This is a genomic window from Pseudomonas sp. GM78 (assembly GCF_000282475.1).
Classification (GTDB): Bacteria; Pseudomonadota; Gammaproteobacteria; order Pseudomonadales; family Pseudomonadaceae; genus Aquipseudomonas.
Window position 1 is genome coordinate 1 of sequence record NZ_AKJF01000103.1, and the last position, 21,375, is coordinate 21,375.

General features: G+C 60.5%; 22 protein-coding genes. 11 read left to right on the forward strand and 11 right to left on the reverse strand.

What is annotated here, in order from left to right; translation table 11 throughout:
* The 5 genes from PMI35_RS14115 to recX form a co-directional block, all read left to right on the forward strand.
* Positions 1–346 (forward strand): phage holin family protein (locus tag PMI35_RS14115; protein WP_008060627.1); only part of this gene is annotated, 346 nt, incomplete at its 5' end.
* A 187-nt stretch (positions 347–533) separates the two neighbouring features.
* Complete coding sequence (locus PMI35_RS14110; RefSeq protein WP_008060628.1) at positions 534–1,097, forward strand: glycoside hydrolase family 19 protein; 564 nt, start codon at positions 534–536, stop codon at positions 1,095–1,097.
* Between the two features lie 136 nt (positions 1,098–1,233).
* Entirely contained in the window at positions 1,234–1,734 is a 501-nt protein-coding gene (locus tag PMI35_RS14105) for a CinA family protein (protein WP_008060629.1), read from the forward strand.
* An 83-nt stretch (positions 1,735–1,817) separates the two neighbouring features.
* Positions 1,818–2,876, forward strand: a complete 1,059-nt coding sequence (gene recA, locus PMI35_RS14100) for a recombinase RecA (protein WP_008060630.1) — start codon at positions 1,818–1,820, stop codon at positions 2,874–2,876.
* 8 nt (positions 2,877–2,884) lie between these two features.
* Positions 2,885–3,352 (forward strand): recombination regulator RecX, encoded by a 468-nt coding sequence (gene recX, locus PMI35_RS14095; protein ID WP_008060631.1) that lies wholly within the window; start codon positions 2,885–2,887, stop codon positions 3,350–3,352.
* A 47-nt stretch (positions 3,353–3,399) separates the two neighbouring features.
* Here recX and PMI35_RS14090 read toward each other — a convergent pair whose 3' ends face one another.
* Entirely contained in the window at positions 3,400–4,518 is a 1,119-nt protein-coding gene (locus PMI35_RS14090; RefSeq protein ID WP_008060632.1) for a TIGR00730 family Rossman fold protein, read from the reverse strand.
* A 477-nt stretch (positions 4,519–4,995) separates the two neighbouring features.
* Between PMI35_RS14090 and PMI35_RS14085 the strand changes: the two genes are divergently transcribed.
* Complete coding sequence (locus PMI35_RS14085; protein ID WP_008060634.1) at positions 4,996–5,190, forward strand: hypothetical protein; 195 nt, start codon at positions 4,996–4,998, stop codon at positions 5,188–5,190.
* 1 nt (position 5,191) lies between these two features.
* On the opposite strand, the gene PMI35_RS14080 is transcribed toward PMI35_RS14085, so the two are convergent.
* On the reverse strand, positions 5,192–5,614 hold the full coding sequence (locus PMI35_RS14080; protein WP_008060643.1) for a PA3611 family quorum-sensing-regulated virulence factor: 423 nt from the start codon (positions 5,612–5,614) through the stop codon (positions 5,192–5,194).
* Between the two features lie 189 nt (positions 5,615–5,803).
* Between PMI35_RS14080 and PMI35_RS14075 the strand changes: the two genes are divergently transcribed.
* From PMI35_RS14075 to PMI35_RS14065, 3 genes are all read left to right on the forward strand, one after another.
* Entirely contained in the window at positions 5,804–6,547 is a 744-nt protein-coding gene (locus PMI35_RS14075) for a tRNA-uridine aminocarboxypropyltransferase (protein ID WP_008060645.1), read from the forward strand.
* A 219-nt stretch (positions 6,548–6,766) separates the two neighbouring features.
* Positions 6,767–7,417 (forward strand): response regulator transcription factor ErdR, encoded by a 651-nt coding sequence (erdR, locus tag PMI35_RS14070; protein ID WP_008060647.1) that lies wholly within the window; start codon positions 6,767–6,769, stop codon positions 7,415–7,417.
* A 76-nt stretch (positions 7,418–7,493) separates the two neighbouring features.
* Positions 7,494–7,856: a diacylglycerol kinase gene (locus PMI35_RS14065; RefSeq protein ID WP_008060649.1), complete on the forward strand. Its 363-nt coding sequence runs from the start codon at positions 7,494–7,496 to the stop codon at positions 7,854–7,856.
* On the opposite strand, the gene PMI35_RS14060 is transcribed toward PMI35_RS14065, so the two are convergent.
* Positions 7,853–8,779 carry a LysR family transcriptional regulator gene (locus PMI35_RS14060; RefSeq protein WP_008060651.1) on the reverse strand — a complete coding sequence of 309 codons (927 nt, stop codon included), beginning with the start codon at positions 8,777–8,779 and terminating at the stop codon, positions 7,853–7,855. The genes PMI35_RS14065 and PMI35_RS14060 overlap by 4 nt on opposite strands.
* A 139-nt stretch (positions 8,780–8,918) precedes the next feature.
* Here PMI35_RS14060 and fpr point away from each other — a divergent pair, with 139 nt between their 5' ends.
* Positions 8,919–9,698 carry a ferredoxin-NADP reductase gene (fpr, locus tag PMI35_RS14055; RefSeq protein WP_008054100.1) on the forward strand — a complete coding sequence of 260 codons (780 nt, stop codon included), beginning with the start codon at positions 8,919–8,921 and terminating at the stop codon, positions 9,696–9,698.
* 126 nt (positions 9,699–9,824) lie between these two features.
* Here the strand turns inward: fpr and tsaA are convergent, their stop codons facing one another.
* From tsaA to rimO, 6 genes are all read right to left on the reverse strand, one after another.
* Positions 9,825–10,523: a tRNA (N6-threonylcarbamoyladenosine(37)-N6)-methyltransferase TrmO gene (tsaA, locus tag PMI35_RS14050; protein WP_008060653.1), complete on the reverse strand. Its 699-nt coding sequence runs from the start codon at positions 10,521–10,523 to the stop codon at positions 9,825–9,827.
* Between the two features lie 186 nt (positions 10,524–10,709).
* Positions 10,710–11,480: an SDR family oxidoreductase gene (locus tag PMI35_RS14045; protein ID WP_008060654.1), complete on the reverse strand. Its 771-nt coding sequence runs from the start codon at positions 11,478–11,480 to the stop codon at positions 10,710–10,712.
* A 194-nt stretch (positions 11,481–11,674) separates the two neighbouring features.
* Positions 11,675–12,145, reverse strand: a complete 471-nt coding sequence (locus PMI35_RS14040) for a DUF1456 family protein (RefSeq protein ID WP_008060655.1) — start codon at positions 12,143–12,145, stop codon at positions 11,675–11,677.
* A gap of 75 nt (positions 12,146–12,220) precedes the next feature.
* On the reverse strand, positions 12,221–12,931 hold the full coding sequence (locus tag PMI35_RS14035) for an rRNA pseudouridine synthase (RefSeq protein ID WP_008060656.1): 711 nt from the start codon (positions 12,929–12,931) through the stop codon (positions 12,221–12,223).
* Positions 12,932–13,038: 107 nt separating this feature from the next.
* The gene (locus tag PMI35_RS14030; protein ID WP_008060679.1) at positions 13,039–13,512 is read right to left on the reverse strand and encodes a GNAT family N-acetyltransferase; all 474 of its coding nucleotides are present in this window, start codon (positions 13,510–13,512) and stop codon (positions 13,039–13,041) included.
* 112 nt (positions 13,513–13,624) lie between these two features.
* Positions 13,625–14,962 carry a 30S ribosomal protein S12 methylthiotransferase RimO gene (gene rimO / locus PMI35_RS14025; RefSeq protein WP_008052161.1) on the reverse strand — a complete coding sequence of 446 codons (1,338 nt, stop codon included), beginning with the start codon at positions 14,960–14,962 and terminating at the stop codon, positions 13,625–13,627.
* Positions 14,963–15,250: 288 nt separating this feature from the next.
* On the opposite strand from rimO, the gene PMI35_RS14020 reads away from it, so the two are divergent.
* Entirely contained in the window at positions 15,251–17,152 is a 1,902-nt protein-coding gene (locus PMI35_RS14020) for a potassium transporter Kup (RefSeq protein ID WP_008060680.1), read from the forward strand.
* A 192-nt stretch (positions 17,153–17,344) separates the two neighbouring features.
* On the opposite strand, the gene PMI35_RS14015 is transcribed toward PMI35_RS14020, so the two are convergent.
* Positions 17,345–18,640 (reverse strand): virulence factor family protein, encoded by a 1,296-nt coding sequence (locus tag PMI35_RS14015; protein WP_008060681.1) that lies wholly within the window; start codon positions 18,638–18,640, stop codon positions 17,345–17,347.
* Positions 18,640–21,282, reverse strand: a complete 2,643-nt coding sequence (gene mprF / locus PMI35_RS14010; protein ID WP_008060682.1) for a bifunctional lysylphosphatidylglycerol flippase/synthetase MprF — start codon at positions 21,280–21,282, stop codon at positions 18,640–18,642. The genes PMI35_RS14015 and mprF overlap by 1 nt, the downstream gene beginning before the upstream one ends.
* Between the last annotated feature and the right edge of the window lie 93 nt (positions 21,283–21,375).

Genomic DNA, 21,375 nt, shown 5'->3' on the forward strand with positions numbered 1-21,375 from the left:
AAACGAGCAACAACTGTTGCTGCCCCTGCCGATCTGGCTCGTCGTCGCGCTCGCAGTGGTCAGTGGGGTGTCCGGGGAAATGTGGCGCGCCGACAAGGAGGGCACTCGTGGTTGGTCATTACTGCGACGCCTGGCCCTCCGTTCCGGGGCCTGCATGGTGTGTGGCGTCTCGGCAATGATGTTGCTGTACGCCGCCGGGATGTCGATCTGGGCCGCTGGCGCTTTCGGTTGCCTCACCGCGATAGCCGGGGCTGACATGGTCGTAGGCTTGTACGGGCGTTGGGTGGCCCGGCGTATCGGTATCGATGATGCACCGCCGCGCGATTCTCGTCCCGACCCACAGTGAATGGGTGGCGCGTTGCCCTTGTCGCTACGGCGTCCGCTGGCACCACAACACGGTGCAACAATTACCGGCGAGGCTCGCGTGGGTGAGGTGTGTAATCTGGCGTTCGGGCGCGGCAGTCAATCGGCTGCCGGCGGATTTCTCCCAGCGCCACCTTGCCAATTTCAAGCATCAATCAAAGGAGTGAACGATGCGCCTCACTGAGCAACAGTTACTCATGATTTTCCCCGGCGCTCGCACTCAGGCGGGCGTGTTCATACTCGCCCTCAATAACGCCATGACGCGTCGTAATATCAGTACCCCCGGGCGCATGGCCGCCTTCCTGGCGCAAATCGGCCACGAGTCGGGGCAGTTGCGACATGTGCGAGAGTTGGGCAGCGAGAACTATTTCAAGAAGTACGACATCGGGGACCTGGCCATGCGCCTGGGCAATTCCCCTGAGCCCGACGGCGACGGTCAACGCTATCGGGGCCGTGGGCTTATCCAGATTACCGGCCGCAGCAACTATCTGCAGTGTAGTTGGGCTCTTTTTAGTGATGAGCGCTTGCTGCAACAACCCGAACTGCTGGAGCTGCCACAATGGGCCGCTGAATCCGCGGCCTGGTTCTGGGCGCGAAACGGCCTTAATGAACTGGCCGATGGCGATGAGTTCAACAGTATTACCCGACGGATCAATGGTGGCTTGAACGGGCTCCAGGATCGTTTGCTGCTTTGGGAGCGGGCAAAGACCGTGTTGTGCCCACCTGCGGTCTGATCCTGGCCCCGCCTGCAAGTCGGCAAGGCCCTGTGTCAGAGCGCTTGCTCGCTGACATTTTGAATCGCTTCTGTAACTTGCAAGCGCCATTCGCTCGTGTACGTTAGGCCTCATTCCGTTCGATCAGGAGATGACCGTGAAAGAAATCACACAGCTGGCCGCTGAACTCGGTAGGCGCCTGCAGGTTCTCAATGCCCACGTCACCGCCGCCGAGTCCTGTACGGGTGGTGGTATCAGCGAGGCGATTACCCGGATACCGGGAAGCTCGGCGTGGTTCGAAGCCGGTTATGTCACCTATTCCAACCGACAGAAGACGCTCCAGCTGAATGTCCCGACCGAGTTGTTTTCAACGGTGGGGGCGGTCAGTCGGGAGGTGGTCGAGGCCATGGTGCGTGGCGCACAGGAAAAAAGCCGTGCGCGTTTTGCCGTGGCGGTCAGTGGGGTGGCAGGGCCGGACGGCGGTTCGCCAAGCAAGCCGGTGGGCACCGTATGGCTGGCGTGGGGTGTCGACGACCAGGTGTACAGCGAGGTGCAGCACTTTGCCGGTAACCGCGATGAGGTCCGCCGACAAACGGTGAAGGCCGCGCTAGAGGGGCTGCTGCGCCATGCCGCGGGAGAAATCGCAAATCAGGGGTAGGCGATCCGCAAACGCTGTGGAATAATACTGTCTACTTATACAGGTGTTGGCCGTCAGGCCTTATTGATTACGTGAGGACTTTAATGGACGACAACAAGAAGAAAGCCTTGGCTGCGGCCCTGGGTCAGATCGAACGTCAATTCGGCAAGGGTGCCGTAATGCGTATGGGCGATCAGGACCGTCAGGCGATCCCGGCCATCTCCACTGGCTCTCTGGGTCTGGACATCGCTTTGGGCATTGGCGGCTTGCCAAAAGGCCGCATTGTTGAAATCTACGGTCCTGAATCTTCCGGTAAAACCACACTGACATTGTCCGTGATCGCCCAGGCCCAGAAAGCCGGCGCGACCTGCGCATTCGTCGATGCCGAGCACGCCCTGGACCCTGAGTACGCCGGCAAGCTGGGCGTCAACGTCGACGACCTGCTGGTGTCCCAGCCTGACACCGGTGAACAAGCCCTGGAAATCACCGACATGCTGGTGCGTTCCAATGCGGTTGACGTGATCATCGTCGACTCCGTGGCGGCGCTGGTGCCGAAAGCTGAAATTGAAGGCGAAATGGGTGACATGCACGTGGGCCTGCAAGCCCGTCTGATGTCCCAGGCACTGCGTAAAATCACCGGTAACATCAAGAACGCCAACTGCCTGGTGATCTTCATCAACCAGATCCGTATGAAAATCGGCGTGATGTTCGGTAGCCCGGAAACGACTACCGGCGGTAACGCGCTGAAGTTCTACGCGTCGGTTCGTCTGGATATCCGCCGCACGGGTGCGGTGAAAGAAGGTGATGAAGTCGTCGGTAGCGAGACCCGCGTCAAGGTTGTAAAGAACAAGGTGGCTTCGCCGTTCCGTCAGGCCGAGTTCCAGATTCTTTACGGCAAGGGCATTTATCTCAACGGCGAGATGATCGACCTGGGTGTTCTGCACGGTTTCGTTGAGAAGTCCGGTGCCTGGTATGCCTATAACGGCACCAAGATCGGTCAGGGTAAGGCCAACTCGGCCAAGTACCTGGCGGATAACCCGGATATTGCCGCAACGCTCGAGAAACAACTGCGTGACAAACTGCTGTCTCCGGCTTCGGTAGCGGATGCCAAGGCTTCTGCGGTCAAAGAGACCGAAGACGATCTGGCTGACGCTGATATCTGATTGATCCGATGACCGCCGTACTCGATACCCTCGTCGCGGTGCGGCGAACCGCAATGGACCTGCTCGCACGACGCGAGCACGGTCGAGTCGAGCTGACGCGCAAACTGCGTCAGCGCGGCGCTCTCCCCGAAATGATCGAAACAGCACTCGACCGATTGACGGAAGAGGGCTTGTTGTCCGAATCCCGCTACCTTGAAAGCTTCGTTTCCTACCGTGCCCGTAGTGGCTATGGCCCTTTGCGCATTCGTGAAGAATTGGGCCAGCGTGGCCTACAGCGTAGCGACATCGAGCTCGCCCTGCGCGAGAGCGGCATCGACTGGCAGGAACAATTGCAGGACACCTGGCGACGCAAGTTTTCCGGGCAGTTACCGATAGATGCCCGGGAGCGTGCCAAGCAAGGCAGGTTCCTGGCGTATCGGGGCTACTCCATGGAAATGATCAGCCGCTTGTTCAGCGGCCGAGGGATGGACGATTGACTGAAACGGCTCGCTATTTCGATAGCGGGCCGTTTTTTTTTTTCGCCTCACGTAACCTTTAAGGGTTCTCGCGTTCGCTGCTGCGCCTGTGGCTGGGTGTGTGCCCAGTTTTCCGGCAGGTTGATGTAGTCCACCAACTCGCGCAGGCGACCGTGGTCACGGGCGGTGAAGTTGAAAGCCAGCCGCGCCAGGTGGCTGAACCGTGCTTCGTCCTGCTCTTCGCCGTTATAGGCGTGTTGATGGAATTGATCGCTCAGGCACAGGTCGGCGAATGCCTCCTGCATGTGTTCGAGTGCCAGGTCACTGAGCTTGTGGTTCATGCGAATCACGAACTGGTGCTTGAGCCAGCGGCTGGAGTGGTAATTGCTGTAGAACTGGTTGATCTGCGCCACGGCTTCCTCGGCGCTGTAGACCAGTTTCACCAGCTTCATGTCAGTGGGCAGGATGTAGCGATTCTCCTCCAGTTGCTGGTGGATGAAGTCCAGGGCGCCCTGCCAGAACTTGCCACCTGGCGCGTCCAGCAACACCACGGGCACCAACGGGCTTTTGCCCGTCTGGATCAGCGTCAGTACTTCCAGCGCTTCGTCCAGGGTGCCGAAACCGCCAGGGCACAGCACCAGTGCATCGGCTTCCTTGACGAAGAACAGCTTGCGCGTGAAGAAAAAATGGAAGGGCAGCAGGTTGGTCGTGCCCTGAACGGTGGGGTTGGCATGTTGCTCGAAGGGCAGGGTGATGTTGAATCCCAGGCTGTGTTCCAGGCCTGCACCTTCGTGAGCCGCGGCCATGATGCCGCCTCCTGCACCCGTGATGACCATCATGTCCGAGCGCGCCAGGGCGGCGCCGAGCTCCCGGGCGAGGCCATACAAGGGGTGTTCCACTGGGGTGCGTGCGGAGCCGAAGACTGTGACTTTGCGTCGCCCCTTGAACTGCTCCAGCACACGGAAAGCGTGCTCGAGTTCGCGCAGGGCTTGGAGGGTTATCTTGGCGTTCCAGCGGTTGTGGTCTTCCTGGGCCATGCGCAGCACGGTCAGGATCATGTCGCGGTAGATCGGAATGTTCGGGCTATTGGGTGAAACCAGGTTGAGTTGCTCTTCGACCTTGCTGATGAGGTTGTGGCCGCTTTGTTCAAAATGACGGCTCAGGAGGTCATTCGGTTGGTAAGGCATTCAACTTCTCCTTCTGCACAGAGCCATCGGCTTCGACCATTGAAGCGCCAACGCCACGACACTTCATGTGTCGCTGTCTGCCCAGGCCCATGCCTGGGCGATTCACTTGACCCTGATCGGGTCATCCATACCGGCTCTGTTTTTCCCTTGGGTGAAAGAAACGTTCGCACAGTGCAAGACGAAACGGGTGGCTCCTTTCCTGCCCTGAATCTATGAACGTAGATACCTGAAATCTAGACCCTCGCGATGATTCGTGCTGCCTTGATCATTGCGCCGCAAAGTCTTTCCTGGCAACCGTTTATTGACGATTTGCAAGGTGGTTTCACCGCCCGTCTGAACCCGCCCCGGGTGTTCCGTACTCTGATTTACTAAGTTACAGGTACTACACGACAACTTGGCGTCAAGGGCAGGGCGCAGGGTACAAGCGGTAAAGGATTTTTCGCTCAGCACGAGCGAGGTGCAGGGAGCCGGTAAGCCATGGCCAGGGTCATTCTGGAGATCGATACGCAACTGTATCGATTGCTGAAGTCATCAGCCGAGATCAATCATTTGAGTCTCGAGGAGGAGTGCTGCCGACGTCTTGAGGACGCGGAGCGGCGCTCACGCTATTTGCAGGCGCTGGTGGCGGAACTGCGCGCCGAGGATGAGCAGCGGCGCGCAGAATCCCACTGACTTACTTTTTCTTCTGGGTCGCTTTCGGGCAATCCGATTCCTGATAGCTTGCAGAACCGACCGCGCGGTTGGTCTTTACCTCGGTGAAGTCGTAACGCATGACTGCGCCCTTGGCCATCAGCTTGCGGAAGGACGGGTTGTTGCACACCGAGGCACCAAGCTGGAAATACACAGCCTTGGGGTCGGCACGCATCTTGTTGGCGTGGCTGCTTTGCACGCTCAGGTGGTTGATCAGCACATTGCCTTCGACCGTGTAGCCCTGATCGAGAATGTCTTCATTGATCGCCCGAGGAGTGCCGACGCTGCTTTGGGTGGCGACGTTTCGCAGCTCTCTGTTCAGATTCTGCTCACTCAAGGACGCAGCCTGAGCGATGAATGGCGACGCCAGCAGAATGGCAGCGGTGGGAACGATAAGGCGCAGCATGAAACTCTCCTGGGGCAGTGATGGGGGTTTGACCCACCACATGACTGTGCGTTCAGTGGCGGCGAATTATAGGGGAGCAGGCCTGGACGGTACAGGTTTGCGCCAGAGGGTCTGGTAAACTGCCTGCACTTTCACCCCTTGCCGAGTGCTTTTCGTGTCGATCTCTTTTTCCTGCCGGCGTGGCCTGCGATGAACCATGCCCCCAACGCCGTAGCCCGCCTGCGCGACCAGCGCGAAGAGGAAGGCATCAAGCCGATCCAGGCCCGTGGATGGCGGGCAACGCGGTGCCGCGCGTGCCGGGTGATCGAGAGTCACTGCCTGTGCGCCTGGCGCCCGCAGGTCGAGACGCGCTCCGGGGTGTGCCTGATCATGACCGGCAAGGAAGTGTTCAAGCCCAGCAACACCGGCTGGCTGATTGCCGACGTGGTGCGAGACAACCATGCATTCATCTGGTCGCGTACCGAAGTCGATCAGCAGTTGCTGGCGTTGTTGTCCGACCCGCAATGGCAGCCTTACCTGGTGTTCCCCGGCGAATATGTAGCGCCCGAGCGGGTGACTCACAGCGTGGCGGTGGATCAAAGCAGGCGGCCGCTGTTCATCTTGCTGGATGCGACCTGGACCGAAGCGCGGAAGATTTTCCGCAAAAGCCCCTATTTCGACGCGCTGCCGATCCTCAGCCTGTTGCCGGAGAAGCTCTCGCGCTATCAATTGCGCCGCTCCACCCGAAGCGAACACCTGTGCACCGCGGAAGTCGCGGCGTTGTGTCTCGATCTGGCGGGGGATGTCGAGGCGGCTTCGGCGCTCGACGCTTATTTCGATGTGTTCAGCCAGCATTACCTCGATGCCAAGCGTCAGCTGGAAATGAATGTTTCGACCCCGGCGCACACCGAGTTGATGCCCTATGTTCAACCGGCAGTGGTATCGATGGACTGATTGTCGCCGATACTGCAATAAAGTGTACCGGCCATGTCGCTTGACCACCCCGGTTTCGCTGGGCATGCTTGGCGCCGATTAGGGTGCGGCCAGAGTTTGAAACGCCGTTTTTTGCGTTGAACGTGCCCCGTTGGTGCAGCTGCGTGGCTGTTACCTCGCGTTGTGTTGGCGATACCCGAATGCATCGGGCATCCCATGAAAAACAGGATCATTTGAAAAATGGCCACATACGAAATCCTGATTGCCGATGACCACCCTCTTTTTCGTTCCGCCCTGCATCAAGCAGTGACCCTGGGCCTGGGCCCGGATGTCCGACTGGTGGAAGTGGCGAGCATTGCCGAGCTGGAGGCGCGCCTGAGCGAAAAGGCTGACTGGGATCTGGTGCTGCTGGACCTGAACATGCCAGGCGCGTATGGGTTTTCCGGGTTGGTGCTGTTGCGCGGCCAGTATCCGCAAATTCCTGTGGTCATGGTCTCGGCCCAGGAAGAAGCGACGATCATGGTGAAGTCCCGCGAATTTGGTGCAAGCGGTTTCATCCCCAAGTCCAGTGACCTGAGCGTTATCCAGAAAGCCGTGCGCGCGGTGCTCGATGGTGATGTTTTCTGGCCACCACAGGCGTTCGAAGCGGTCAGCGTTTCCGATGAAGCCAAGGCCGCCAGTGAAGGCCTTGCAAGCTTGACTCCGCAACAGTTCCGGGTGCTGACCATGGTCTGCGAAGGGTTGCTGAACAAACAGATTGCCTACGAACTGAGCGTTTCCGAAGCGACCATCAAGGCTCACGTCACCGCAATTTTTCGTAAACTGAATGTGCGGACCCGCACCCAGGCGGCGCTGCTGCTGCAACAACTTGAGTCAATTTCAAGCCATTGAGCGCTGGCGCCTTCACGCTTTTTTGACTTTGGTTAATCTAGCGTTCTCACTCCTTTTTTTGGTCAGTTCCTACTCTATGTCACCTTTCAAAGGCCAGACCGGCCTGAAACGTATCCTTAATGCTTCCGGCTACTCGCTGGACGGCCTGCGCGCAGCGTTCACCGGCGAAGCCGCTTTTCGGCAACTGGTGTTGCTCAACGTCATTCTGATCCCGCTGTCGTTCTTCCTGAACGTGAGCCGTGTCGAGCAGGCGTTGCTGATTGCGGTATGCCTGCTGGCGCTGATCGTCGAGTTGCTCAATTCGGCCGTGGAAGCGGCCATCGACCGCATTTCCCTGGAATTGCACCCGTTGTCGAAAAACGCCAAGGACATGGGCAGCGCCGCGCAATTGGTGGCCTTGACCATGATCGCGCTGGTCTGGGCGGTGATTCTGCTTTAAGCGATCGTAGGCAGAACGATCTCGTCGCTGCGCTGAACCCCGGCGGTGAACGCGCGGCACAGGTCGAGGAACTCACGCATCGCCGAGGTCTGGTACTTCTGCTTGTGCCAGATGAAATAGAACTGTCGCGCCAGGTCCAGGTCCGGCGTCTCCACCGCCACCAGGCTGCCGCGACGGAACGCATCCCGTAGCGCCAGTCGCGAGATACAGCCTATCCCCAGGCCGGACTCGACGGCGCGCTTGATGGCTTCGGTGTGCTCCAGTTCCAGGCGGATGTTCAGCGCGCTACGGTGGTGGCGCATGGCCTGGTCGAACGTCAGGCGTGTGCCTGAGCCTTGTTCGCGCAGGATCCAGGCTTCCTGGCTCAGTTCCTCCATGCTCGCGGTACCGCGTTTGGCCAGCGGATGCTGTGGCGCGCAAAAAACCACCAGTTCATCTTCGACCCAACTTTGCACTTCGATGTCCGGGTGGCTGCAATCGCCTTCGATCAGACCCAGGTCAATTTCGTAGTGGGCGACCTGTTGCACAATATTGGCGGTGTTCTGCACGTGCAGCTTTACCTGGCTTTCCGGGTGGCGCTGCATGAAGCCGCCGATCAGCAGGGTCGCGAGGTAGTTGCCAATAGTCAGGGTTGCGCCCACCGCCAATGAGCCGAAACCGGACTTGCCATTGAGCAGGTCTTCGATTTCCTTGGCCTGGTCGAGCAAGGCTACGGCCTGGGGCAGCAGTTGTTTACCCAGGGCGTTGAGACTCAGCCGTTTGCCGGCGCGGTCGAACAGCTGGCAGCTGCACTGGCGCTCCAGCTCGGTAATCGATGTGCTCGCCGCCGACTGTGAGAGGTTGAGCAGGCCCGCAGCACGGGAGACGCTTTCCTGCTGGGCGACGGCAACGAACACTTGAAGTTGACGGAGAGTAAATCGCATATCTATATAACCGATAACCCTTATCTTAATAATCCAGTTAACAGATATTGTCGTCGCTATTAGAATGCGATGCAATTGCGCACCACAGGTCTCTTCCTGAAAGGGCAAGCGCAGACCCAATCTCCAGGAGTCCCCGTACATGAGCAACATGAACCACGAGCGTGTCCTCAGTGTTCATCACTGGAACGACACTCTGTTCAGCTTCAAGTGCACCCGTGATCCGGGCCTGCGCTTCGAGAACGGTCAGTTCGTGATGATCGGCCTGCAACAACCCAACGGCCGCCCGCTTATGCGCGCTTACTCGATTGCCAGCCCGAACTGGGAAGAGCATCTCGAGTTCTTCAGCATCAAGGTGCCTGATGGTCCGCTGACTTCCCAGCTGCAGCATCTGAAGGAAGGCGACGAGATCATCATCAGCAAGAAGCCTACCGGCACGCTGGTGCTGGATGACTTGAAGCCCGGCAAACATTTGTACCTGCTCAGCACCGGTACCGGTCTGGCGCCGTTCATGAGCGTCATCCAGGACCCGGAAACCTACGAGCGTTTCGAAAAAGTGATCCTGTGCCACGGCGTACGTTACGTCAACGAAGTCGCCTACCGCGAGTTCATCACCGAGCACCTGCCGCAGAACGAGTTCTTCGGCGATGCCCTGCGTGACAAGTTGATCTACTACCCGACCGTGACCCGCGAGCCGTTCGAAAACGAAGGTCGCCTGACCGACCTGATGCGCAGCGGCAAGCTGTTCAGCGACATCGGCCTGCCACCGATCAATCCGCAGGACGACCGCGCGATGCTGTGCGGCAGCCCGAGCATGCTCGACGAGACCAGCGAAGTGCTGAACAGCTTCGGCCTGAAAGTATCGCCGCGGATGCGCGAGCCGGGTGATTACCTGATCGAGCGTGCGTTCGTCGAGAAATAAGCACGAACAACTGCTTTTGCTCTACCTATGGGAGCGAGCCTGCTCGCGATGGCGGTGTGACAGTCAACGCAATGTCGACTGACACCCCTTCGTGAGCAGGCTCTCTCCCACATTTGTTTCTGGCGTTCAGCCCTTCGCGGGAATGACTTCAAGCACGCGGATCATCTCCGGCGTCGGATAATGCCAACGCACATCCACATCCCACAATTGCGCACCATATTCCCGTTCCGGGGCAGGCGTCTGGTACGCCGGGCGCGGATCCTGCGCCAGACACTGCTCGATCAACTCAACCAAGGGCTCTTCAAGGCGCTGGGCGTGCCCGTGAGCCTGTTGCAGGGCTGAGTCCGTCCACTGCACGGCAATCAACTGTGGCGCGGCGCTGGCGACGCTATTGGTGGCTGTGTCGATGATGTCTGCGTAAGGCACGTAGGGTTTGATGTCGAGGATCGGCGTGCCATCGAGCAGGTCGATGCCGGATATCCACAGGCGATTGGCTTCGACCTTGTCCAGTTTGACCACGGACTGACCAATGCCGTTAGGACGGTGGGTGGCGCGGGTGGCAAACACGCCCATGGACTTGTTGCCGCCCAGGCGAGGCGGGCGGACTTTGAGCCGCGGCTTTTCTTCCAGGGCCTGATGGAACAGGAACAGCAGCCAGACATGGCTGACCTGTTCCAGGCCCTGCACGGCGTCGCCCTGATCGAATGGTGCCACCAGTTCCAGGACGCCGCGCGCGGCCGGGGCCAATTGCGGCTGCCGGGGGATGGCGAACTTCTCCTTGAAGCAGGAGCGCACGAAGCCGATGGGGGAAACGCTGTAGGTCATGATTTGGGGTCGAGGCGTTATGGGGCGGGCATGATAACCCGATCGACCTTTGCATCGGTGGTGCTTGTCAGTCCGCTATCGCGGGCAAGCCCGCTCCCACAGTGGATCTCGGTCGGCTACAAATTTTGTGAGCACCAAAAATCCCTGTGGGAGCGTGGCTTGCCCGCGATGGCCGCACCGCCGGTCTCAGAGACTGAACCCACCATCCAGCGGAATGATATTCCCGGTCATGTACGCCCCGGCCGTACTCGCCAGGCTGATCGCCAGCGCCGCCATCTCCTCCTCGCGACCCCAACGCTTCATCGGAATCAGCGCCGTATCCTGCGCCAGTGCCTGCGCATCACTGTCGATGTGCTGGGTCATCTTGCTTGGAAAGCGCCCCGGTGCAATCACGTTGACGTTGATGTGCTGGCTCACCAGTTCCCGCGCCAGAATCCGCGACAGTTGATGCAAGGCCGCTTTGCTCGGCCCGTAGGCATACGCCTGTTCGCCGAAGGAGGAAATCCCGGCGACTGAACCGATGTTGATGATCCGGGCCGGGTTCGCAGGCGAACCGGCTGCGCGTAGCAGTGGCAGGAATTGCTGGATGCAGTTGAATACTGACGTCACATTCAGCTGCATGACCTTTTCCCAGCCCTTGATCGGGTAGCTTTCCAGTGGTGCCCCCCACGTGGTCCCAGCGTTGTTCACCAGAATATCGAGGTGGGTCATCTGCTCACCCAGGCGCGTGGCCAACTGCTGCACGCCTTCTTCAGTGGCCAGGTTGGCGGCCACTGCGTGGCAGCGTCCGAACGCGCCGAGTTCGTCTGCCGTTTGCCGGCAGGCTTCGACATCACGGGCACAGACGTAGACGGTGGCGCCAGCCTCGACATAGGCCTTGGCGATCATTTTGCCGATACCGCGGGTGCCGCCGGTCACCAGTGCGGTGCGGCCTTGCAGGGAGAAATAGGGATGCATGGCGAATCCTGAGAGCTGAGGGTCTTTACACCCTAGTCGTCAGCCGCCGGAAGCGGAGCCACTATTTTTACGCGGAATGGAGGGGCATACGGTCTTGTAGGAGCTGCCGAAGGCTGCGATCTTTTGATCTTGTTTTTAAAAATCAAAAGATCGCAGCCTTCGGCAGCTCCTACAGGGTAGATTCGCGTCGGAAGCTATTGCGGGCGAACGCGCAGGGTCAGGCCCTTGAGGAAGTTACGCAGCAACTGGTCGCCGCACGGGCGGTAGTTGGTGTGGCCGAACTTGCGGAACAGCGCGCTCAGCTCAGGCTTGGATACCGGGAACTCGGCGGCCTTGAGGATCGCGTGCATGTCGTCTTCTTTCAGCTCGAAGGCCACGCGCAGCTTTTTCAGGATGATGTTGTTGGTCACCGGCACTTCGATCGGCTGCGGTGGGCGGCTTTCGTCCTTGCCGCGCTTGTAGATCACCAGGCCGTCGAGGAAATGTGCCATGACCTCGTCCGGGCAGCGTACGAAACCTTCCTCGTCTTCCTCTTTCTTGTCGAGGTAGGTCAGCAGGTCGGCCAAGGCCACGTCCATGCCGCCGAGCTTGATGATCTCGATGACTTTCTTGTCGCTGATGTCGAGCATGTAGCGCACGCTGCGCAGTACGTCATTGTGAATCATGGTGTGCAATCCTGATATTCAGCAGTGGGCGCCGCACAAGCAGCGGCGCCAGAATGTGTGGCGGCGTGAGAAGCTTTAGAACTTCTCTTTGCCGGACAGGTAGCGCCATTGCCCCAGGGGCACCTTGCCGATGGACACGCCGCCGATACGGATGCGGCGGATGCCCACGACCTTAAGGCCGACGGCCTGGCAGAACAGGGCGATCACGCCGGGCTGCGGGTTCTTCATGGCGAAGCGCAGGCGGTTTTCGTTCTGCCAGCTGGCCTTGACCGGTGGCAGTTCCTTGCCCTTGTAGGTCAGGCCGTGTTGCAAGCGATTGAGGCCATGTTCAACCATGTCGCCTTCGACTTCGACCACGTATTCCTGCTCGATCTTGCTCGCGTCGGCGGTGAGCTTGCGCAGGATCTTCCAGTCCTGGGTGAACACCAGCAAACCACTGGCATTGGCCTGCAGGTCGGTGCTGGCGGTCAGGCGCTGGAAGTGGCCCTTGAGCGGGCGTTTGCCGTAGCGGTGCTCTTCGCTCAGGGTCTCGGCGCTGATGGTCGCCATGGCGGTGTCCGCGTCCATGCCGGCGGGCACATTGAGCAGGATGGTGACTGGCTCTGGCGCCGAGGCCTTGGCCTCTGGATCCAGCTCGACTTTTTGGCTGCCGACCTTGAACTGCGGCTCGTCGACGACTTCGCCGTCGACGGTGACCCAGCCGCCCTCGATGAACAGCTCAGCCTCCCGACGGGAACAGCCGACGAGTTCGATGAGGCGTTTGGAGAGTCGAATCGGGTCAGTCATGACAGGGCCGTAACAAAAAAGGGGTGGGCATTGTACCTGCCTGGCGCCGGTTAATCCCGGAACCATTTTGCCGCAGGGGCTTTTTGTGGGCACAGCGGTGCGTTGTGTCAGCCGTGTTGTGAAAGTTTCTGGTCCTGGCGCAAACGCATGTGCAACAGCGGATATGGCTGGCCCATGCCGTCGACTTCCGAACGTCCGATCACTTCGAAACCCTGCTTGAAGTAAAACCCCAGGGCTTGCGGGTTCTGTTCGTTGACGTCCAGCTCATCGGCGTTGAGGTTTTCCAGGGCATAGCGCAACAACCGTTTGCCAAGGCCCTGGCCGCGATGCGCCGGGTCGATGAACAGCATCTCGATCTTGCCCGCCGCGACACCGGCGAATCCGGTGATTCGCTGCTGCGGGTCTTTGGTGCAGATCAGCATCACCGCGTCGAGGTAGCGGGTCAGCACCAGGTTCTTCAACAGCTCTATGTAGCTGTCCGGCAGAAAGTCGTGGGTAGCGCGGACCGAGGCCTCCCAGACCCTGGTCAATTCTTCGTAGTCGCTTTGTTTCGGTGTATGAATGACCGAATGTTGGCGCATGCCAGCCTGCCCCTTGGGTGATTGGAGATGAGAATCCGTTCCTCACCAAACGATAGCCGTAAAAAAGCCCCGCATATCGTCAAGAGAGCGGGGCTTTTCATATTTTTTGCGACTAGATCTGTTCAGCCCACAGGTCGTATTCGTCGGCGTCGGTCACTTTGCACCAGACTTTGTCGCCCGGCTTCAAGTTACTGCCATTGTCGATGAACACGTTGCCGTCGATTTCCGGGGCATCGAAGAAGCAGCGGCCGACCGCGCCTTGCTCGTCGACTTCATCGACCAGCACTTCGATTTCACGGCCGATGCGCATTTGCAGGCGCGCCGAGCTGATGGCCTGCTGGTGCGCCATGAAGCGCTCCCAACGGTCCTGCTTGACGTCGTCCGGCACTACTTCCAGGTCCAGGTCATTGGCCGGGGCGCCTTCAACCGGCGAGTACTGGAAGCAGCCGACGCGGTCGAGCTGGGCTTCGGTCAGCCAGTTCAGCAGGTACTGGAAGTCTTCTTCGGTTTCGCCGGGGAAGCCGACGATGAAAGTCGAACGGATGATCAGGTCCGGGCAGATTTCGCGCCAGTTCTTGATCCGCGCCAGGGTCTTGTCTTCGAACGCCGGGCGTTTCATCGACTTGAGCACTTTCGGGCTGGCGTGCTGGAACGGGATGTCCAGGTACGGCAGGATCTTGCCGGCGGCCATCAGCGGGATCAGCTCGTCCACGTGCGGGTACGGGTAAACGTAGTGCAGGCGTACCCAGACACCCAGGGTGCTCAGGGCTTCGCAGAGTTCGGTCATGCGGGTTTTAACCGGTGCGCCGTTCCAGAAACCGGTGCGGTACTTGACGTCGACGCCATAGGCGCTGGTGTCCTGGGAGATGACCAGCAGCTCCTTGACGCCGGACTTGACCAGGCGCTGGGCCTCGTCGAGCACGTCACCGACCGGACGGCTGACCAGCTTGCCACGCATCGACGGGATGATGCAGAAGCTGCAGCTGTGGTTGCAGCCTTCGGAAATCTTCAGGTAGGCGTAGTGGCGCGGGGTCAGCTTGATCCCTTGTGGCGGCACCAGGTCGATCAGCGGGTTGTGGTCCTGGCGTGGCGGCACGACTTCGTGCACGGCATTGACCACTTGCTCGTACTGCTGCGGACCGGTGACGGCCAGCACGCTCGGGTGTACGTTGCGGATATTGCCTTCTTCGACGCCCATGCAGCCGGTCACGATGACCTTGCCGTTTTCCTTGATGGCTTCGCCGATCACTTCCAGGGACTCAGCCTTGGCCGAGTCGATGAAGCCACAGGTGTTGACCACCACGACATCGGCGTCCTGATAGGTGGACACGACGTCATAGCCTTCCATGCGCAGCTGGGTAAGGATGCGCTCGGAGTCGACCAGTGCTTTAGGGCAACCCAGGGATACGAAGCCAACCTTTGGATTGGCCGGCGCAGGAGTGGTGGACATGTCTAACCTCGGTATTTGTGACGCCTCCAGCCGCAAACGGGCAAGGCGACAAACGGGCACTTGGCGTGCCTCTGATCAAAAAGTGCGCAATTCTAGCGATGAGACGCTCACTTGACCAGCTTTATGCAGGGAAATGCGACGAGTGCTGCGCTATGCTTCGCGCCGTTGGGCCTTACCGATTTTTTACAGTCAAGAAAACGTCTGTAACAACAGGTAAAACGGCGCATGCTGCAATGCAAAGCATAGTGCTTCGTTCAAAGAAGCCGGTCTGGGAATCAGGAGTGTTGGATGGGTCAGGCAAGTAGTCACGCGGCGGGCGCCGAGCATTCGGCGGCCAAGCCGATAGGCATGCTGGTCGCGGCGGTCGGGGTGGTTTATGGCGATATCGGCACGAGCCCGTTGTACACCCTCAAAGAAGTGTTCTCCGGCGACTATGGCGTACCGGTCAACCATGACGGCGTGCTGGGAATTCTGGCGCTGATCTTCTGGTCGCTGATCTGGGTCGTGTCGATCAAGTACATGATGTTTGTGCTGCGTGCCGACAACCAGGGCGAAGGCGGGATCATGGCCTTGACCGCGCTGGCCCGGCGGGCGGCGGCAGGGCATGCGAAATTGCGCACGCTGCTGGTGGTCTGCGGGCTGATCGGTGCGGCGCTGTTTTATGGTGACAGCATGATCACCCCGGCGATTTCTGTACTGTCGGCCATTGAAGGCCTGGGGCTGGCCTTCGATGGCATCGACCATTGGGTGGTGCCACTGTCGCTGATCGTGCTGGTGGCGTTGTTCCTGATTCAACGTCATGGCACTGCGCGCATCGGCATTCTGTTCGGGCCGATCATGGTGACCTGGTTTGTGGTGCTGGGGGCATTGGGTGTCCATGGGATCCTCCAGCACCCTGAAGTGTTGCAGGCGATGAACCCGGCGTGGGGCGTGCGTTTCTTTGTCGTGCACCCGGGCATGGGCGTGGCGATCCTTGGCGCGGTCGTGCTGGCACTGACCGGTGCCGAAGCGCTGTATGCCGACATGGGCCACTTCGGCCGCAAGCCGATTGCCCGTGCCTGGTTCATCCTGGTGCTGCCGGCGCTGGTGCTCAATTACTTCGGCCAGGGGGCGCTGCTGCTGGGCGATCCGGAGGCCGCGCGCAACCCGTTTTATCTGCTGGCACCCAGCTGGGCGCTGATTCCACTGGTGGCGCTGTCGACCCTGGCCACGGTGATCGCCTCCCAGGCGGTGATTTCCGGGGCGTTCTCCCTGACCCGCCAGGCGATCCAGCTCGGCTACATTCCGCGCATGCACATCCAGCACACTTCCAGCGCCGAGCAGGGCCAGATCTACATCGGCGCGGTGAACTGGGCGTTGATGGTCGGCGTGGTGCTGTTGGTGCTCGGTTTCGAATCCTCCGGTGCCCTGGCTTCGGCCTATGGCGTGGCGGTGACCGGGACCATGCTGATGACCAGTATCCTGGTGTCGGCGGTGATCCTGCTGCTGTGGAAATGGCCGCCGGTTCTGGCAGTGCCGGTGCTGCTGGGTTTCCTGATAGTGGACGGTGTGTACTTTGCCGCCAACGTGCCGAAAATCGTCCAGGGCGGGGCGTTCCCGGTGATCGCCGGTTTTGCACTGTTTGTGTTGATGACGACCTGGAAGCGCGGCAAGCAGTTGCTGGTGGAGCGTATCGACGAGGGTGGCCTGCCGCTGGAGATTTTCATCAGCAGCATCGCCGTGCAACCGCCGCATCGCGTGCAGGGCACGGCAGTGTTCCTCACCGCGCGACCGGATGCCGTGCCCCACGCGCTGTTGCACAACCTGCTGCATAACCAGGTGCTGCACGAGCAGGTGGTGCTGCTGACGGTGGTCTACGAAGACATTCCGCGAGTGCCGGCGAGCCGGCGCTTCGAGGTCGAATCCTACGGCGAAGGCTTCTTCCGGGTGATCCTGCATTTCGGTTTCACCGACGAGCCGGACGTGCCGAAGGCGCTGAAACTGTGTCATCTCGATGAGCTGGACTTCAGCCCAATGCGCACCACGTACTTCCTCAGCCGCGAGACAGTCATCGCCTCCAAGCTCGAAGGCATGGCCCGGTGGCGCGAGGCGTTGTTCGCGTTCATGTTGCAGAACGCCAACGGCAATTTGCGCTTCTTCAACCTGCCGCTGAACCGGGTGATTGAGTTGGGGACGCAGGTGGAGATGTAAGGCTTCCTGTAGGAGCGAGCCTGCTCGCGAAAAACCTGAGTGCACCGCGTGCATTCAGGCAGTCAGCGTTAACGTTGACGTCCATCGTCGGAACGCCGCCCGGAGCCGGCTCGCTCCTACAGTGGGTTGTGGTGTTGCATGAAAAAGCCCCCGGAGCCTTCAGGCTGCGGGGGCTTTTTTGTGCAGCCAGGATTATTCCTGGGCTTCGGTTTCCTGCGCTTGCCGCTTCTGGATCACATCCACCAGGCGCTGCGCCAGGGCCGGGTAGTTCTCGTCGAAGTGGTGGCCGCCAGGCAACTTGATGGCTTCGCCCACCGCGCTCTTGTCTGTGCAGCCGCTTTCGTCGATTTCTTCTTCGCCGAAGATGCACACCACTTTGGCGGCAGGCAGCTTGGCCATTTCCGGGCCGGTGGCGGCTTCTTTGCCAGCGTTGCCAAGCCAGCCTTCGACTTCGATTTCGAAGCTGCCGGTGCGGGCGAACGCCAGCAGGATTATGGCGTCGACGCGCTGCTGCTCGGACTCTGCCAGGCGGTTGTAGATCGCCGGCAGCACATCGGCGCCGAACGAGTAGCCGGTCAGGATGAAGCGCTTGGTGCCCCATTTCTGCCGGTAGTGCTGCATCAGTTCAGCGAGGTCCAGGGCGCTTTGCTCGGGGCTCTTGTGCTGCCAGTAGTAGCGCAGGGTGTCGATGCCGACCACCGGGTAGCCGATCTTGGCCATCTCGCCCGCTACGTCGCGGTCGAGGTCGCGCCAGCCGCCGTCACCGGAAAGGAACAGCGTGACGGTATCCTTGGCCTGACCGGCCGGCACTTCGACCACCGGAATTTGCAAGCCGCCCGCTTCCTTGTCACCACCGACCAGCAGTTTGCGCAGTTCGTTGTTCAGCACCTGAGGCAGGTTGATGTCGTAGTCGCTGATGCTGGTTTCGGCGTTGGGCTGGTCACGCACGAAGCCGGCGCTGGTGTCGTCCGGGTTGTCGTTCCACGCCACCAGCCAATGGCCGTGGGCGGCGCTTTTCGGCAGCAGGTGGGTGCAGCCGGGTTTTTCCAGGGCCAGGTCCACCGACACGGCCTGGGCCTTGTCGTTCTTCTGCTCGGACAACCAGCGCCAGGCCAGTACCGCGCCCGGGCCGATGCCGCTGACCAAAGTGGCCGGGCCTTTCAGTTCCCGCAGGCCCGACTGCAGGGCACGGCTTTGCAGCAGGCAGTCCTTGGGCAGGATCACCTGGACAATCTGCGCCGAACCGCTACGGCTCAGGGTCAGCAATTGTTTGTCGCTGAGCTTCTGTTCTTCATTGACCGCCACCAGCACCTGGGCCTTTGGCGTGGTGCCGGGGATAACGCGGGTCATCGCCGCGCCATCAGTCGGGGTCAGCAGTTCGAGGGTTGGTTCCGGTGCCGGACGTTTGAGGTACCAGTAGCCACCACCGAGAATCAGGGCCACCACTACCAGGGTGCCCAGTACATAGCGCAGGGAGCGTTGAATCATCAGCGTTTCACCAATCCAGTCAAGCCGCCCGCGATCAGGGCGGCAGTGTCGGCCAAGGCAACCAGCGGATCGAGTCCGGCAGGCACGGCCATATAACGGGGTTCCCAGTCAGGCTGGAACTTGTCTTTGAAGCGGCGCAAGCCTTGGAAGTTGTAGAGCTGCTCACCACGGCGGAATACCATCGAGCCCAGGCGCTGGGTCAAAGGGGCACCGCGACGGGGTTGCAACCCCGACAACGGCACCATGCCCAGGCTGAAACGCGCGTATCCGTGACTCTTATAATGTTGGATCAGGCCGACCATCATGAACTCCATGGTCAGCTTGGGGGCGTCCGGGTGCGCGCGCATCAGGTCGAGGCTGGCCAGGTCATGGCCGTAGGTCTCGAGCAGGTTGGCGAACGCCACCGGGCGTCCTTCGAAACGGATCACAGCAATGCGGAAGTGCTTGAGGTAATCGTCGCTGAAGCGGCCGAGGGAGAAGCCTTTCTCGCGCACGTTCTTGCCGGTCAGCCAGGCATCGGAAATCACCTTGAGCTCATCCATTGGCGCCTGGCCCGGCTCATGGATTTCCAGCGACAGGCCATCGCGGGTGCCGCGGTTCCAGGTGTAGCGCAGGTCCTTCATCTCCTTGCCCTTGGCCTCGAGATCAAAGCGCTTGAGGTTGACCCTGGCTTCTTCGCCCAGCTTGATCGCGGTCAGGCCGATGTCCATGTAGTACGGCAGGTTCTCCGCGCGCACTTGATAGAACACGGGGCGGGCGTGATGGATGTCGCACAGGTCGCGGAATTGCCAGATCATTTCCGCCCGTTGCTGGCCCGGACCGATCGGGTCATACAGCGCTACGAGGCTGCGGCCGCGGCGGGCGTACATCAGGAACGCCTCGTCGTTGGGGTGGAACAGCAGCGCCTTGTCGCCGGTCAGGGCCAGGCCGCCATCCGGTTGGGCGGACGCCATGAGGATCTTGCTCGCGCGCTCCAGCTCATCGGCTGTCGGCAGGTGGATGACCGGGCGTGCGGTGCGCAGCAGCCAGGTCAGGGACACCACCACCAGCAGGACCGCCGCGCCGAGCAGCGAGCGCAAGCCACGGGGGGCATCGGCATCGAGGGTGAACTGCCACCAGAGTTGATGGCTGTAGGGAACGTCCTGGTACGCAAACAACAGCAGCCACATCGAGGCGCCGAGTACGCACACGCTGGCCACCAGGTACAGGGGTGAGAACGGCACCTCGGTCAGGCGGCTGGGGCGATAGAACGAGCGCCGGAAAACCCCCAGCAGGCTCGCCGTCAGCACCATCAGAGTGGCTTCCTCCCAGTCAAAACCTTTGAGCAAGGAGAGCAGGGCGCCGACCAGCAGCAGAATGGTGGTCAGCATCCAGGCGGCCGACAGTCGACGACGCAGGCCTTGGGCCAGCAGCAGGCACAACACGCCGATCAGGCTGGCGCCAAAGTGCGAGGCATCGACCAGGCGGTGCGGGATCAAAAAACCGATATGTTCCAGGCGCGTGTCGATTTCCGGTGTCGCGCCGGAGAACAGCAACACAACGCCGGACAGGAACACCAGCACCGCCAATATAGGCGCGGCCAGGCCTGAGGCGGCACGCAGGGTCTGGCGCGTCTGAAACAGGCGCTGGCCTTCGCTGATCAACAGGAACAGGCAGGCCACCAGCATCGGCAGCACCACGTAGATCAAGCGGTAGAGCAGCAGGGCGGCGGCCAGAGGCGCGGCACCGAGTTTGTCGGAGAAGGCAGCGAGCAAAATCGCTTCGAACACGCCGACCCCGCCCGGTACATGGCTAAGCACGCCGGCGGCCAGGGCCAGCAGGTAAACCAGGAGGAACGCGCCGAACGGCGGCGCTTCCGGCAATAACAAATAGAGCACGGTAGCGGCGGCGGCCACGTCCAGTGCAGTAATGACCAGTTGCAGGAAGGTCAGGCGGCGCCCGGGCAGGCGCAAGGTGCGGCGGCCGATCTGCACCAGCAGGTTGTCGGCGTACGGTTGTTCCGGCAGTCGACGACGGTAGATGCCGATGGCCAGTACCGCGAACAGCAACAACACAGTCGTCGCGATAGTGCCCAGCAAGACTGGCGAAAGCCCCAGGGCGGTGGAAGCTGCGGGCAGGTCGCTGAGTGTCGCCAGCGCGGCAAGCGGTGGCAGGGCGCAGCCGAGCGAGAGGCTGGCGAACAGCGTCATGCGCGCGACTTCAGTGGCCCCCAGGCCATGGCGCGCATACAGGCGGTAGCGCACCGAGCCGCCGGACAGCATCGAAAGACCAATGGCATTGCCGATCGCGAAGGCGGTGAAGCCGCCCAGCGCCAGGGTTCGCGGTGCCAGGCTGACGCCGGCGTAGCGGCTGGCCGACCATTCGTAACCCAGCAAAATGATGAAGCCTGCGACGGTAGCAGCCAACGCACCCAGCAGTGCCGGTTGCGGAACCTCGAGGATCGAGTCGTGCAAAGCGTCCAGGTCGAGTTCGCTCAACAGGTGACGGCAGGCAATCAGCGCAATGGTGAACAACAACAGGGTGACCGCCAGGCCGATGGGTTGGCGGTACTTGCTGATCAGGTCAAGCAAACGCAGCCGTTGCGCCTTGATCGGTTGTGTCGCTGTGACGGTGTCTTGTGGATCAGACGAGTTGGCGCGCATCAATCACCTCTTGGATTGTGCGCGACAGGATGGGGGTATCCAGCCAAGTTACCAATCCCTGTAGAAAAAAATAATCACGAATATTAACGCCTG